General features: G+C 50.2%; 15 protein-coding genes. 9 read left to right on the top strand and 6 right to left on the bottom strand.

Features of this window, described 5'->3' with window-relative positions:
- Positions 1 to 76: 76 nt before the first annotated feature.
- The 3 genes from lptM to ABDZ76_RS06045 all read left to right on the top strand — a co-directional run bounded on the left by lptM (position 77) and on the right by ABDZ76_RS06045 (position 4,321).
- The gene (gene lptM / locus ABDZ76_RS06055; protein WP_343802694.1) at positions 77 to 268 is read left to right on the top strand and encodes an LPS translocon maturation chaperone LptM; all 192 of its coding nucleotides are present in this window, start codon (positions 77 to 79) and stop codon (positions 266 to 268) included.
- Between the two features lie 36 nt (positions 269 to 304).
- A complete protein-coding gene (gene lysA / locus ABDZ76_RS06050) occupies positions 305 to 1,570 on the top strand; it encodes a diaminopimelate decarboxylase (RefSeq protein WP_343802691.1) in 1,266 nt (421 codons plus the stop codon).
- A 195-nt stretch (positions 1,571 to 1,765) separates the two neighbouring features.
- Complete coding sequence (locus ABDZ76_RS06045; RefSeq protein WP_343802688.1) at positions 1,766 to 4,321, top strand: TIGR02302 family protein; 2,556 nt, start codon at positions 1,766 to 1,768, stop codon at positions 4,319 to 4,321.
- A gap of 189 nt (positions 4,322 to 4,510) precedes the next feature.
- Here ABDZ76_RS06045 and hpt read toward each other — a convergent pair whose 3' ends face one another.
- On the bottom strand, positions 4,511 to 5,050 hold the full coding sequence (gene hpt, locus ABDZ76_RS06040; RefSeq protein ID WP_343802685.1) for a hypoxanthine phosphoribosyltransferase: 540 nt from the start codon (positions 5,048 to 5,050) through the stop codon (positions 4,511 to 4,513).
- Between the two features lie 364 nt (positions 5,051 to 5,414).
- Between hpt and ftsE the strand changes: the two genes are divergently transcribed.
- The 5 genes from ftsE (at position 5,415) to ppa (ending at position 9,441) form a co-directional block, all read left to right on the top strand.
- Positions 5,415 to 6,074, top strand: coding sequence for a cell division ATP-binding protein FtsE (gene ftsE / locus ABDZ76_RS06035; RefSeq protein ID WP_343802682.1), 660 nt, complete (start codon positions 5,415 to 5,417; stop codon positions 6,072 to 6,074).
- On the top strand, positions 6,067 to 7,065 hold the full coding sequence (locus ABDZ76_RS06030; protein WP_343802679.1) for a cell division protein FtsX: 999 nt from the start codon (positions 6,067 to 6,069) through the stop codon (positions 7,063 to 7,065). Before ftsE ends, ABDZ76_RS06030 begins: the two co-directional genes overlap by 8 nt.
- A 136-nt stretch (positions 7,066 to 7,201) precedes the next feature.
- Positions 7,202 to 7,804: a YdcF family protein gene (locus ABDZ76_RS06025; protein WP_374844596.1), complete on the top strand. Its 603-nt coding sequence runs from the start codon at positions 7,202 to 7,204 to the stop codon at positions 7,802 to 7,804.
- 152 nt (positions 7,805 to 7,956) lie between these two features.
- Entirely contained in the window at positions 7,957 to 8,757 is an 801-nt protein-coding gene (locus ABDZ76_RS06020) for a lysophospholipid acyltransferase family protein (protein ID WP_343802676.1), read from the top strand.
- A gap of 153 nt (positions 8,758 to 8,910) precedes the next feature.
- Positions 8,911 to 9,441: an inorganic diphosphatase gene (ppa, locus tag ABDZ76_RS06015; protein ID WP_343802673.1), complete on the top strand. Its 531-nt coding sequence runs from the start codon at positions 8,911 to 8,913 to the stop codon at positions 9,439 to 9,441.
- A gap of 74 nt (positions 9,442 to 9,515) precedes the next feature.
- Here the strand turns inward: ppa and ABDZ76_RS06010 are convergent, their stop codons facing one another.
- The 3 genes from ABDZ76_RS06010 to ABDZ76_RS06000 form a co-directional block, all read right to left on the bottom strand.
- Positions 9,516 to 9,854, bottom strand: coding sequence for an ACR/YggU family protein (locus ABDZ76_RS06010; RefSeq protein WP_343802670.1), 339 nt, complete (start codon positions 9,852 to 9,854; stop codon positions 9,516 to 9,518).
- The gene (locus ABDZ76_RS06005) at positions 9,824 to 10,114 is read right to left on the bottom strand and encodes a YggT family protein (protein ID WP_343802667.1); all 291 of its coding nucleotides are present in this window, start codon (positions 10,112 to 10,114) and stop codon (positions 9,824 to 9,826) included. Before ABDZ76_RS06005 ends, ABDZ76_RS06010 begins: the two co-directional genes overlap by 31 nt.
- Positions 10,115 to 10,244: 130 nt before the next feature.
- Positions 10,245 to 10,775 carry a gamma-glutamylcyclotransferase gene (locus ABDZ76_RS06000; protein ID WP_343802664.1) on the bottom strand — a complete coding sequence of 177 codons (531 nt, stop codon included), beginning with the start codon at positions 10,773 to 10,775 and terminating at the stop codon, positions 10,245 to 10,247.
- A gap of 130 nt (positions 10,776 to 10,905) precedes the next feature.
- On the opposite strand from ABDZ76_RS06000, the gene ABDZ76_RS05995 reads away from it, so the two are divergent.
- Positions 10,906 to 11,928, top strand: coding sequence for a DUF2125 domain-containing protein (locus ABDZ76_RS05995; protein ID WP_374844600.1), 1,023 nt, complete (start codon positions 10,906 to 10,908; stop codon positions 11,926 to 11,928).
- Between the two features lie 74 nt (positions 11,929 to 12,002).
- Here ABDZ76_RS05995 and ABDZ76_RS05990 read toward each other — a convergent pair whose 3' ends face one another.
- Together ABDZ76_RS05990 and hisC are read right to left on the bottom strand one after the other, a co-directional pair.
- Positions 12,003 to 12,941, bottom strand: a complete 939-nt coding sequence (locus tag ABDZ76_RS05990; protein ID WP_343802658.1) for a prephenate/arogenate dehydrogenase family protein — start codon at positions 12,939 to 12,941, stop codon at positions 12,003 to 12,005.
- Between the two features lies 1 nt (position 12,942).
- The gene (gene hisC, locus ABDZ76_RS05985) at positions 12,943 to 14,052 is read right to left on the bottom strand and encodes a histidinol-phosphate transaminase (RefSeq protein ID WP_343803160.1); all 1,110 of its coding nucleotides are present in this window, start codon (positions 14,050 to 14,052) and stop codon (positions 12,943 to 12,945) included.
- Positions 14,053 to 14,202 lie beyond the last annotated feature (150 nt).

Genomic DNA, 14,202 nt, shown 5'->3' with positions numbered 1-14,202 from the left:
CAGGCTTTACTTTACCCCAAGCGGGCTGCTTCGAAATACGTTTTAAGGGTTAAACCCAAGCTTTAAAGGTCAAACAATGTCGAGCCGGAAAGTTATTTTCTCTGCACTGGTTACACTGCTTATCGCAGGCACACTTTCTGCTTGTGGCCGTAAAGGTCCGCCGGAGTTGCCACCTGCCGCGATTGTAACCGATGAATACGGGCGCACCCAACCGGCTCCCAAACCTGCCAAGGATGAACCGTTCATCCTCGACAAGCTGATCCCGTAAGACGTTTAACCCTTTTAATTTTGAGGACTAAAGTCCGTGAACCATTTTGAATATCAAGACGGCGTTCTCCATGCTGAAAATGTGAAGATCTCCGACATTGCCGATGCCGTCGGCACGCCTTTTTATTGCTATTCCCGCGCAACGATCGAGCGCCACTTCCGCGTATTCTCGGAAGCTTTCGCCGATATGCAGCCATTGATCGCTTATGCGCTGAAAGCCAATTCCAACCAGGCAGTGCTCAAAACACTGGCTAAAATGGGCGCAGGTGCGGATACTGTTTCAGAAGGCGAAATGCGTCGCGCACTTGCTGCCGGTATTCCTGCCGAAAAAATCGTTTATTCAGGCGTTGGCAAATCTGCGCGTGAAATGGATTTCGCTCTCAATGCAGGCATTTATTGCTTCAATGTGGAATCCGAACCGGAACTGGAACTCTTGTCGGAACGCGCGGTGCGTTTGGGCAAAGTAGCCCCGGTTTCTTTGCGCATTAATCCGGATGTAGATGCCAAGACACACGCCAAAATCTCCACCGGTAAATCCGAAAACAAATTCGGCATTCCGCGTGTGCGTGCGCGTGAAGCCTATAAGCGCGCCGCCGAACTGCCGGGCATTAAAGTAACCGGTATCGATATGCATATCGGCAGCCAGATCATTGATCTGCAACCGTTTGATGATGCTTTTGCATTAATGGCAGACTTGGTACGTGAATTGCAGGCTGACGGCCACCAGATCGATCATGTCGATATGGGTGGTGGTCTGGGTATTCCTTACCACGACGACAATAATCCGCCGCCATTGCCAGATGCTTACGCCGAAATCGTGCGTAAACATATCCGGCCATTGGGTTTGAAAACGGTTTTTGAACCAGGTCGTCTGATTGTCGGTAATGCCGGTATTATGATCACTGAAGTGATCTACGTCAAAGATGGTGATGCCAAAAACTTCGTCATTGTTGATGCGGCGATGAATGATCTTATCCGCCCGACATTGTATGAGGCCTATCACGGTATCCGCCCGGTGGTGAAAGCTGACGATAATGCGCCGCGCATTCACGCCGATTTTGTCGGCCCTGTTTGCGAAACCGGCGATTATCTGGGTGTGGACCGTGAAGTAGCACGTCCAAATCCGGGTGATCTCATCGCTGTTTGCACTGCCGGTGCTTATGGTGCTGTTCTTTCAAGCACTTACAACACCCGTCTTCTTATTCCCGAAGTGCTGGTCGATGGTGATCGCTTCCATGTGGTGCGCCCGCGCACCGGCTATGAAGAGCTGATCGCGCAGGATAGCATTCCTGATTGGCTGTAAGCGGCATTGATAAATTAAAACCTGTCTGGCAAATATTGCCGGACAGCTTGCTTTTGCCATTCTCATGCAAGTTTTATGTGTTTTTTTAAGGCCAAGCCTCGTCTTTGCCATGATGCATGTTATTGTTGCGCAAACGAGAAGGCCAAGGCGTAGCCGGAAAAATGAGCCGAAGAGATATGAACCGGAAAGATGAGAATGGCTTTGCCTGACCACAAGCCAAAGGACGAACTTCGGAAAATACGCCTGCGTGTATTTTTCACGATGTTGTTCGAGCGTATGTGGCCGCTTTTACTGCCGCTTCTCATCACACTGGCACTGCTGGCATCGTTAAGCTGGTTCGGCCTGTTCAACCGCATGCCCTATTGGCTGCATCTGACAGCCCTTAGCCTGCTGTTTGTCATTGCGCTTGTCACTGTTTTTCTGCCTGCCCGTGTCCGCATTCCTTCTGAAAAAGAAGTCAATCAGCGCATTGAAACGATCAACGCGCTGTCGCATCAGCCGCTGACAACACAAACTGACAAAATTGCGACCGGTGATGATCCTTTGGCGCAGGCTCTCTGGCACGAACATCAGCGCCGCATGGCGCGCCAATTAAAAAACCTGCAAACCGGCCTGCCTGACACACGCATTGCCGAGCGTGATCCGCTTGGTATCCGCGCTTTGGTTTTATTGTTGTTGGTCACTGCTTTTGCCTTTTCTTACGGGTCAAAAGGTGGCCGCCTTATCGATATGGTGCATTTGCCGGAAGCCAAAGAACAAGTGGCAGCACGCATTGATGCGTGGGTGACGCCTCCGCGCTACACAAGCAAAGCACCTGTCTTCCTCAATGCAAATACGGATGAGCAAGCAACCATTACCGTGCCGCAAGGCAGTATTTTTTCACTGCGTATTTCCGGCAGCGCGCGTGAATATTTAACCGCTGAAGATGCAAACGGCAAAAGCGAGACAATTCAACCGGAACTGACCGAAGACGAAGCGGAACAAGGCAAAACCAAGCCAACGGCAGATACACGCAACTTCCAATATGAATTGCATGACAGCCAGACGCTGAAGCTCACCGTCAACCACCGCAGCCAGTCATGGCAATTTGCCGTAACACCCGACAAAGCCCCGCAAATCAGCTTTACCAAAGAGCCGGATCAGGCGCATAATGGCACCTTGCAGCTGCATTATAAAATCACTGATGATTATCCGGTTGCCTCTGCCTATGCCGAGATCACGCCTCTTGGTGCAGACGACCATGAAACGCTGATGCTTTATGAAGCGCCGGAACTGGCGCTGTCCCTGCCCCGCAAAGGCACCGAAGAGGCAAGCACCGTCAAAGATCTGACCAGCCATCCATGGGCTGGCAGTGAAGTGGAATTGACCCTTGTGGTCAATGATCAGGCCGGACAGGTCGGCTATAGCGAAACCCGTACCATCACACTGCCTGAACGCGCTTTCACCAATCCACTTGCAAAAGCTGTCATTGAGCAACGCCGCATTCTGGCAATGGATGCCATGCAAAACGAGCATGTTTTGGATATGCTTGATGCCGTCATGCTGCGCCCTGCCGATACAATTAAAAATGCCGGACATTTCTTAGGGCTTCGCACCATCCGCACCCGCTTAAGCATCGCGCATTCCGAAGATGATCTGCGCAATGTCGTTGATTATATGTGGGAAGTAGCACGCGGCATCGAAGACGGTGATTTGTCAGCGGCTGAAAAGCGCCTTCGCCTCGCACAAGAAGCCTTGCGCAATGCGATTGAAAACGGTGCCTCGCAGGAAGAGATTGCCAAACTCTCCAATGAGCTGCGCGAGGCAATGGCCGCCTTCTTGAAAGAATTTGCCCAGCGCCAGCAAAACAATAAAAACCCTGCTTTGCCACCCAATGCCAATGTGCGGACTTTATCCGACAAAGACCTGCAAAAGATGATGGATCAAATTGAAAATCTGGCACGTCAGGGCTCGCGTGATGAAGCGCAGGAATTATTGTCGCAACTCGAAAACCTGATGAACAATCTGCAAATGGGACAAGGTCAGGCACAAGGACAAAATGGCCAGCAAGGCCAAGGCGGCCAGAGCCAGCAAAGCCAGATGCAAAATCAGATGAACAAGCTTGGCGAACTGATGCGCCGCCAGCAGCAGATGATGAATGAGACCTTCTCGCTCGACCAGCGCATGCAGCAGCAATTCGGCGATAATGATGAAGATTTCTTCTCGGAAAACGAAGATGCCGAGACCACACAGCCACCTGTTTCGCCCGATATTGAAGAGGCGCTGAAAAACCTGCAACGCCAGCAGAAACAGCTGCAATCGGAGTTGAAGAAACTATCCGAAGACCTGAAAGCTTTAGGCATTGATCCGTCGAAAGAGTTTAAGGACGCAGAAAAATCTATGGGCAATGCGGGTGATGCTTTGGGGCGCAATGAAAGTGCGCAGGCCAATGATGATCAGGCTTCCGCCCTTGATGCTTTGCGTCGCGGCAGCCGTGACATGATGAAAAAAATGCAGGAAGCGATGGGCCAAGGTGAAGGTCAGGGTCAGGGCGAAAATGGCCAGTCAGGCGAAGGTCAGGCCGGCAAAGATCCGCTTGGCCGCAACCAAGGCCAAACCGGGCCTGATTTTGGCGACAGCACCAAAATACCGGGTGAGATTGACATTCAGCGTGCACGGGAAATTCTGGATGAAATCCGCCGACGCCTTGGCGATGCCCTCAGCCCGCAGATGGAAAAAGATTATCTGGAGCGCCTGCTGAAATTTGATTAGAGCATAATTCCTTAAATTGGGATCAGTTTAAGGTAAAATTATGCACTAATTTTAAAGTGTTAGAACGACCTTTGTGTGCCAAGTCTGGCACACGGCGCTCTAAAGCGCACTCTGAAAAACTTCAACCAATAAAAAAGCCGCTGTGATCATCATCACAGCGGCTTTAATCTGTCAAAGACAGGCTAAATCTTATTCGCCCATCACGCGGCCGACATAAGGCAGCTGGCGGAACGCATGCGCCACATCCATGCCATAGCCGACAACGAAATAATCAGGGCATTCGAAAGCCACAAAATCAGCTTCGATATCCATTTTACGGCGTACCGGCTTATCCAGCAGCACTGCAATGCTGACACTGCGTGCGCCGCGTTCCAGCATCAGATCGCGTACAAAAGTAAGCGTTTTGCCGGATTCAAGAATGTCATCAATCAGCAGAACGTCGCGATCTTTCACATCACTGTCGATGTCACGCAACAAGCGTACTTCACCGCTGACTTTACCTGTTCCGTAAGAGGAAACCGTGATGAATTCCACATCCGGCTCCACATCGGCATCATGCATTGCGCGGATCAGGTCAGCGGCAAAAATGAATGAGCCTTTGAGAATAGATATTGTCAAAAGATTATGAAAATTGCGGTCTGCGATATCGCGCGCAATTTCAACATTGCGAGCCGCAATCTGTTCGGCACTGAACAGTACTTCAAGTGTCTTGCCGCCGACTTCTGGCATCGTGCCGGTTCTCCGTAAGTTAAAAAAATAAAGGGCTGCGAAAGCATTCACAGCCACAATCTCACCGCGTATATAGCATAATTTTAGGAAAAAGCACCTGTTCTCGTCATATTAGCTGTGTTTTTTGCATAGTCTTTCGCTTCATCCATACGATAAGCGGTTTACGCAAAATAAGAATGCAGACAATGGATGATAAAATCTGCTTTTGCTGAGCCATTGCAGGTGATGATTTTTAGCTGGCACCGTCAAAAAATTGCACGTTTTTAAACAGCAAAAACAAGCAAAATTAACGGAAGGTTAACCATCAGGCGCAATGGTCATAAGCTAGTCAATCGAATGAGAAAAACCTCAAGGAAAACATGCGGTGATTCGCTTTGAAAAAGTAGGTTTGCGTTATGGTATGGGGCCTGAAGTCCTGCGGGACGTCAGCTTTCATATCCCTGCGCGCTCATTCCAGTTTTTAACCGGTCCTTCGGGTGCCGGTAAAACATCGCTTTTGCGCTTGTTATTCATGGCGATGAAACCAACGCGCGGCCTTATCAATATTTTCGGCAAAGATATTAGCGGCCTTGAGCGCAAAGAAATTCCACTGCTGCGCCGTCGTATCGGTATCGTGTTTCAGGATTTCCGCCTGCTCGACCATATGACCACCTATGAAAATGTGGCGCTGCCATTGCGAGTGCGCGGCAAAGAAGAAGCAACCTATCGCGCAGAGGTGGAAGAGCTTTTACACTGGGTTGGCCTTGGCGACCGTATGCATGTGCTGCCACCGATTTTATCGGGTGGTGAAAAGCAGCGTGTTGCCATTGCGCGCGCACTGATTGATCAGCCGGAACTGCTGCTCGCCGATGAGCCGACCGGTAACGTTGACCCGCCGCTTGCCAAACGCTTGTTGCGCCTCTTTGCAGAGTTAAACCGCTCAGGAACTGCCGTTATCATTGCAACGCATGATCTCACTTTGATGGATCAGGTGGATGCCCGACGTATGATTCTGGATCAGGGCAGGCTTGATATTTATGAATAGACGAACAAAATTGAGCCACCAGCTAGCCGACATTAAAGAGCTGCTTTTTGTAGCCGTCGGCAAACGCAAGCGCAAACAAGGCCCGACCCCGATTGTGCCAGACGGCAGTGTCACCGGCACGGCTTTGGTGATTGTCATTGCCATCATGACCTTTCTGGCCTGCCTCACCCTTGGCGGCGTAACATTGGTGCGTGATTCCGCTACCACATGGCAAAGCCAGATCGCGCGCGAAGCAACCATTCAAATCCGCCCGCTTGACGGACAGGACATTGAAAAATCTCTTGTGGATGCAAGCCAGATTGCGCAAAATTTTGCCGGCGTGCTCAGCACCCGCATTATCGACCGTGCGGCCACTGCACGCTTGCTTGAGCCATGGCTTGGCACGGGTCTTGATCTGGACGAGCTGCCGGTTCCGCGCCTTGTTGTTGTAACCATTGATGAAAACGCGCCGCCGGACTTTGCCGCTATGCGCGCAGAACTGGTCAAACAAATCCCCGGCGCCAGCTTTGACGATCACCGCACATGGATTGATCGTCTTGCCTCCATGGCACATACAACCGTCTTCATCGGTATTTGCGTTCTCACACTCGTGATGTCGGCAACGATCCTGACCGTCATTTTTGCCACCCGCGGCGCGATGTCCGGCAATGGTCATATTATCGAAGTGCTGCATTTTATCGGTGCAGAATCTAAAACCGTTGCACGGGAATTTGAATGGCATTTCTTCCGCACAGCACTAAAAGGTGCTTTGTGTGGCGGCGCATTTGCCATGGCAATTTTCTTCATTGTTTCGTGGTGGTCAAACAATCGTATGGCCACACCGGAGGGCGATCAGGCAGCTGCAATGTTTGGTAATTTTGTGATCGGCCGCGAGGGATATATTGGCGCAGCCATTATTATTTTCATGGTCAGCCTGCTCACCATGCTGACAAGCCGCATTACCGTCATCCGTCAATTATCACAGATGGACGGACCAGGAACTTCGGTTTAATCTGGCTGTAACCAACATGATGACAACCATATTTTTCGCAACCAGAACCGCGCAGTGATTATGCTTTATATGCCTTCTTCATCTGACTGCCGCGTAAAAAGGGACTGAAGTGATGCTGTCCCTTATCAGGCGTATTATGCGACGGTTCCGGCCTATATCGGTTATTCTCTTATCCTGCATTGTCGTGCTGACAGTGGGATTTTTCATTTTTAGCGAAAAAGTCGGCAATATGTTTCCGCCCGATGATTTAGAACCGGCTGACGGCATTATCGTGCTGACCGGCGGCAAAGCGCGCCTTGATGTGGCGATTGAGCTTCTGCAAAATAAAAAAGGACAACGCCTGCTCATCAGCGGCGTGCATCCGACCACCAACAAAAAAGCGCTGCAACGGGTGACCATTGCCAATGAAGCTTTGCTCAATTGCTGCATTGATCTCGACAGATCAGCCCTCAACACCATCGGCAATGCCACTGAAAGTGCGCAATGGATCCGCTCCCATAATTATAAGCGGGTGATTGTGGTCACCAATAATTACCATATTCCGCGCTCTATTTTGGAGCTTTCCCGCCTTATGGATGATGTGGAATTCATTCCCTATCCGGTGGTCAACAGCGATCTGCGTCATACGAACTGGGTTATTCAGGGCGATGTGTTGCGCGTGCTTGTCACCGAATATATCAAATATCTCGGCGCACTTTTTCACCTGACCGAGCTTTCCGTCTTTGGCGGGCCCGCATAAAAGCCGCAACAAACACAAGATTAAAACTGCCCTGCCTTATCTGCACAGATGCTATGCCAACATAAATCTGGCATTTTGCTGATAATATCTGTAGGAGTTTTTGCTGTTCGGATATTTACACCATCAGCACTCAGGAGACTGACTGAATAATTATGCTTACTGCGATCAGGTCACTTCTGTTTAACTTCTTTTTCTACCTCAGCATGATCCTCCAGATGATCCTGTGGACGCCGATTTACTTTCTGATGCCACGTAAAAAAGCATGGTTCGTGCCAAAATTCTGGGCACGCAGCAGTCTTTGGTTGCAAAAGAGAATTGCCGGCACCGATTTTATCATTGAAGGTTTGGAAAATATTCCGGCAGGCGCTTATATCGTTGCCCCCAAACACCAGTCCTTCTGGGATGTGTTTGCCTTTTTGCCTTATCTTGATGATCCGGTGATGATCCTGAAGCGCGAGCTGATGCGCATTCCTGTTTTCGGCTGGTATGTCGGCAAAATGGAAATGATCCCTGTTGATCGCGGCTCACGTGTCAAAGCGCTCAAATCCATCACGACAGGTGCTGAAAAAGCCATTGCAGAAGGCCGTCAGGTGCTGATCTATCCGGAAGGCACACGCCGGGCTCCGGGTGCCGAGCCGCAATATAAATATGGCGTTGCGCATCTTTATGCCGAACTTAATCTGCCCGTGCTGCCGATTGCGCATAATGCCGGACTTTACTGGCCGCGCCGTTCCATTTTCCGCTATCCCGGCGCTATTCGCGCCCGCGTCCTTCCGGTTATTCCGGCAGGCCTTGATAAGCATGAATTTCTGGAGCGCTTAACACGCGACACAGAGACCGGTTGCGATGAATTGCTGATTGCTGCCGCTCAAGACAAAAACCCGCCACCGATGCCGCCAACAGCGGTTTCCCGCCTGAAAGAACTCGGTTTTCCGGTGAAAACGGACAAATAATCACCCATCTTCACACTCACTTAATACAGGCATCTGATACCAGCACACACCGCTTCATGCACATAACGACAATTCGTCGCTTTTTGCATTATTCGTTTTTGTTGCGTGACGCTGTGAAACCCGATATCAGAACGCCAAACGAAAGGATACGTCATGAATATTGATGCCATTTCCATCGGCTCCAATCCTCCCGAAGACGTTAACGTCATTATTGAAGTTCCGGTCGGCGGACATCCCATTAAATATGAGATGGACAAAGATGCAGGTGCACTGATCGTTGACCGCTTCCTCTATACGCCGATGACCTATCCGGGTAACTACGGCTTTGTTCCGCACACCCTGTCAGACGACGGCGATCCAATCGACGTTCTGATCTGCAACACCCGTCCGCTGATTCCTGGCTGCGTGATCAATGTTCGCCCGATCGGCGTTCTGGTCATGGAAGACAATGCCGGTAAGGACGAAAAGATCATTGCTGTGCCATCACCGCACCTGACCCGTCGTTATGAAAAAATTCACGACTATTCAGACCTGCCGGAAATCACCTTGCAGCAGATCGCGCATTTCTTCGAACATTACAAAGATCTGGAACCTGGCAAATGGGTTAAGATCGGCGAATGGGGCGATGAAGATTACGCACGCAAGCTGATCGTAGAAGCAATTGAGCGCGCTAAAGGCGCTTAAATCTCTCAAAAGCTTTTAAGATAGAATACAAAAAAACTGCCGGTCAAAACCGGCAGTTTTTTTATGCGTTTCATTCAGGAAAACTGATCAAGACGGCGCGCTATTTCAGCTGGATCACCACTGATGAAAATCTGTTTAACCCGTGAAGTGGCACCTGCATCCACCGAGACTGTACTTGCCGGTACTTGCAGCGTTTTTGCCATCAGCTTTTCCAGCGCTTTATTGGCAAGCCCTTTTTCGGGCACTGCCCTCACCCTTGCACTTAAGTAACAGCGCTCATCAGCGCTTTTAACAACGGCTTCCACCGCATCTTTAGCGGCTTTAGGGGTGAGGCGCACAAAGAGCGTCACCCCCTCTTTTTCAAGCCGATAGAAACTGATGCTCACAGCACCATCGGCAGCAATGTTGTCCACATGAAGCGGCGGATGAAGAAAATGATAAAGAGCAAGATCACCGGCGAAATATCAATGCCGCTGAGCTGTGGCAGAATATTGCGGATTGGTCGCAAAACCGGCTCGGTCACTTTATACAAAAACTCGCCAAGCGAAGCGACAAAACGATTGCTCGAATTGATCACGTTGAAAGCATAGAGCCACGAAAAAACCGCGCTGGCGATAATAATCCATGTGTAAAGATTGAGCGCCATATCGATTGTTTCAAATAATGCGATCATGCGTATCTCCTGAAGCGGTATGACTTAAGGTCAAGAATATTTTTATAAAGCGCAACCTGACAATGATCGCCCTGCGTTTTGATTATTTAGCTGCTGGCTGATGGCAGAACAAGGGTTAAAACCTGTAAATTCACTTTGACCAATGCGTGTTCACAAAATGCCAAACGCGCTCTAAGCCTTCATCACGCACACCCATCTGTTGCAGATGCTCTAATGTGGCGCTGACATATTCATGGTTAGGCCCGGCAATGCCTGAGGCAGCTGCCACGATCTGTGCTGCCGCCTCTATGCTCAAAGCGCTGGCATATTGTGCATGGGTACAATCCGCCACATAAACGATTGCCTGTGCGCTTGAGCCATCCTCCAGTTCTACTGTTTGCATTTTCTCCAGATAGACATTGTTGACCTGCTCACGCTCGCGCAAATAGTCCACAACCTTTTGGGTGGCATCTTCTGTCACTTTAAATGCCATGCCGTCACAAAAGCCGCCCGCGTCCAAGCCCAGCACCAGCCCCGGTTTTTCGGCTGTGCCGCGATAAACATGCGAATAAATGCAAAGGCTGCGATGAAATCCATGCAACCGAGCCCGTTTGCTTTCCACAAAATCAAAACCCGGCCGCCACATCAGCGAGCCATAACCGAATACCCAGAAATCTTTCATAGTATTTTATCAATCATTAGTCTGGTCTCATTGCGAAGCGCTGTTATGTTACGCTACAAACATCCGTCAGATATGTTTTCAAATCAATCTGTAACATCGCTATTGAGCACAAGGCCGTTTTATAATGTCAATGACACCCACTGCGACAACACCTGTGACACCTTCAGGCAGGAAGCTAAAGCTGCTTTATATTTTGCTTGCTCTCGTCGCAGTTCTTTATACGGCAGGTTGGTTCTATCTGGCAAACAAAGTGGAAGCACGCGCCGCCAGCGACCTTAAAGGGCTGACAGCCAAAGGCGTTAATGTTCAATGTGAAAACTTGAAAACCAGCGGCTATCCGCTCAAGCTTGATGTGGTTTGCGAAAGCATTTCATGGCAGCAAAAATCTGAAGGCATTTCCTTCATGGCTGGCCGCTTTAGTTCCGGCTCTGCGATCTATGCGCCATTGTCGCTCAATAACCAGCTGACAGGCCCTGCCTTCATCAATTTACCCGGCCTTGAACCACTGGAAATTGACTGGAGCAGCTTCACCTCCAATGCGCGGTTGGCACAACCTTTCCCGACCGAAATTTCGCTCAAAAGCTTTGATCTGAATATATCGCTGCGCAGTGAACCAACCGCCAGCGAACTTTTATCCAAATTGGAGGAGCTGGAAATCAAGCTCTCCAATAAGGATAATAATTTCAATCTGGATGGCCGTTTTGCCGGTTTGGAATTTGCACCACAACTCATCAGCCGCAATAAAATGCCGGAAATCGACGGGCTGGTGGATATTACTTTATTTGATTCAGAAAACCTGCTCGCCCATCGCGACCTGCCATTTCCGGAAAATTTGCGCGGCCAGTCCGGTGAAATCAAACAAGTGATGGTTTCCTTGTCCAATGGCGCGGTTATTTCCTTCCGCGGTCCGTTTTCCGTCAGTTATGATGGCGAGATCAACGGTCAGATCAAAATCGCGCTGACCAACCCGCCAGCACTGGCACAGGCCGCTCAGGCGCTGTTCCCGCAGGAAAGCAACAATATCGCAACATTGCTTTTTGCAATTGCTGCCATGCCTAAGGATGAAAACGGCAATCCGACACTGGATGTCACCATCAAAGACGGGAAAGCCAATGCCGGCTTTATCCCGCTTGGTCGTTTGCCAACCCTTTAAAAAATTCACTACAATTAAAAAAGCCGTCTCTCTGATATCCAGAGAGACGGCTTTTTTGAATGAAATGACAGCGATCAGCTTTTGGCCGGTTCTTTTACCGCGGCCTGTCGGCCAAAGTCCGGCGCATCCACTTCCTGACCTGCATCAATAATACCGCGACGCACATCACGCGTACGGCTGAAGAGATCATAAAGCGCATCGCCATCACCCCAGCGAATGGAGCGTTGCAGCGATGCCAGATCTTCCGAGAAACGACCCAGCATTTCCAGAATGGCATCTTTATTATGCAGGCACACATCGCGCCACATGGTCGGGTCAGAGGCGGCAAGACGGGTGAAATCGCGGAAACCGGAAGCGGAATATTTAATCACTTCCGATTTGGTCACGCGTTCCAGATCGCTGGCTGTGCCAACAATATTGTAAGCAATCAAATGTGGCAGATGCGAAACAATCGCCAGCACCAGATCGTGATGCTGCGGCTCCATATGATCAAGGCGCGAACCGCAGGCTTCCCAGAAGGCTGACAATTTGTCGAGTGCGGCTTTATCCGTATCCGGCAGCGGCGTCAGAATGCACCAGCGATTGATAAAGAGATCGGCAAAACCGGCATCAGGGCCTGAATATTCAGTTCCGGCAATCGGATGGCCGGGAATGAAATGCACAGTGTCCGGCAATTCCGGCTGCATCTGCTCGATCACAGAAGCCTTGGTAGAGCCAACATCGGTGACAATAGCACCGATTTTAAGCGATCCGGCAATCTGGCGCGCAACCGCACCGGAAGAGCCGACCGGCACAGAGATAATCACCAGATCAGCATCACGCACCGCTTCGGCGCTATCTGTCGTGTAAGCATGCCCCAATTGCAGTTCTTCTGCACGTTTAAGCGTTTCCGCACTGCGGGTGGCAATAGTTACATGGTTGGCCAAGCCCTCACGCTGAATAACGCGCGCCAAGGAAGACCCGATCAGGCCGATGCCGATAAGTGTAATTTTGTTAAATTGTGGTTCAGACATTTTACTGCTTCATAAAGTCGTTGAGTGCGGCGATTACGCCGCGATTGGCTTCTTCCGGGCCGATAGTCAGGCGCAACGCATTAGGGAACCCGTATCCCCCAACACGGCGCAAAATATAGCCATAAGAAGAGAGCCACTCATCTGCCTTTACAGCCGATTTGGCTGCATCGTCAGGGAAGTGGATCAGCAGAAAATTCGTAACAGATGGTGTGACTTGTAAACCCATTTTGGTCAGTTCTTCGGTCAGCCATTCAGCCCATTTGCTGTTATAAGCAATGGAAGTTTCGACATGGTTGCGGTCGCGGATTGCAGCCGCACCGGCAGCCAAAGCAGCCGAATTCATGTTGAATGGCCCGCGAATACGTCCCATCGCATCAATCATGTGCGCAGGCGCATAAGCCCAGCCCACACGCAGCGCTGAAAGACCGTGGATTTTAGAGAAAGTGCGGGTCATCACCACATTTTCATTGGCAGAAACCAGCTCGACACCAGCCTCATAATCATTGCGGCGCACATATTCCGAATAAGCGGCATCCAGCACCAGAATGACGTTTTTCGGCAAACCGGCATGCAGACGCTTGACCTCTTCAAACGGCAGATAAGTGCCGGTCGGATTGGCAGGGTTGGCAATGAAAACAATTTTGGTGCGTGGTGTCACGGCTGCCAGAATGGCATCGACATCAACGCGCAAATCTTTTTCCTGCACGGTGATTGGCTTGGCGCCCGATGCTTTGGTCTGGATTTCATAAATCGCAAAACCATGCTGCGTGATGATGGTTTCATCACCTTCAGACAAATAAGCATGGCAGATCAGCCCCAGCAATTCATCCGAACCATTGCCGCAAATAATATTATCCATGTTCAGGCCGTGGGTCTGGGCAATGGCCTGACGCAGCACGGTCGCCTGACCATCCGGATAAATAGCAAGCCGTTCGGCGGCGTGTCGATAGGCCTCCAGCGCATGCGGGCTCGGCCCTAACGGGGTTTCATTGGCAGAGAGCTTATAGACCTTAGCAACACCTTCAACAGTTTCCTTACCTGGCACATAGGCAGCGATATCCATGACACCGGCTTTAGGAGTAGGGCGATTGAGGTTTTGATCGTTGGTCATCATTCTGTTCCGTCAAATGAAACTACAGTGATTAAGGAAAAATCTTCATTCTCAGTCTGCATGCATAGCAAATGCATCATAGCGGCATAAACTGCCACTACAGACAAGTCGAGCAAAACCTTAAACCAAACGAGAGAACAGCGCCGGAAA

The sequence above is a fragment of the Paenochrobactrum glaciei genome (assembly GCF_039522165.1).
Lineage (GTDB): Bacteria > Pseudomonadota > Alphaproteobacteria > Rhizobiales > Rhizobiaceae > Paenochrobactrum > Paenochrobactrum glaciei.
The sequence above is the reverse complement of the archived record's forward strand: the minus strand, read 5'-3'. Positions and strand labels throughout refer to the sequence as shown.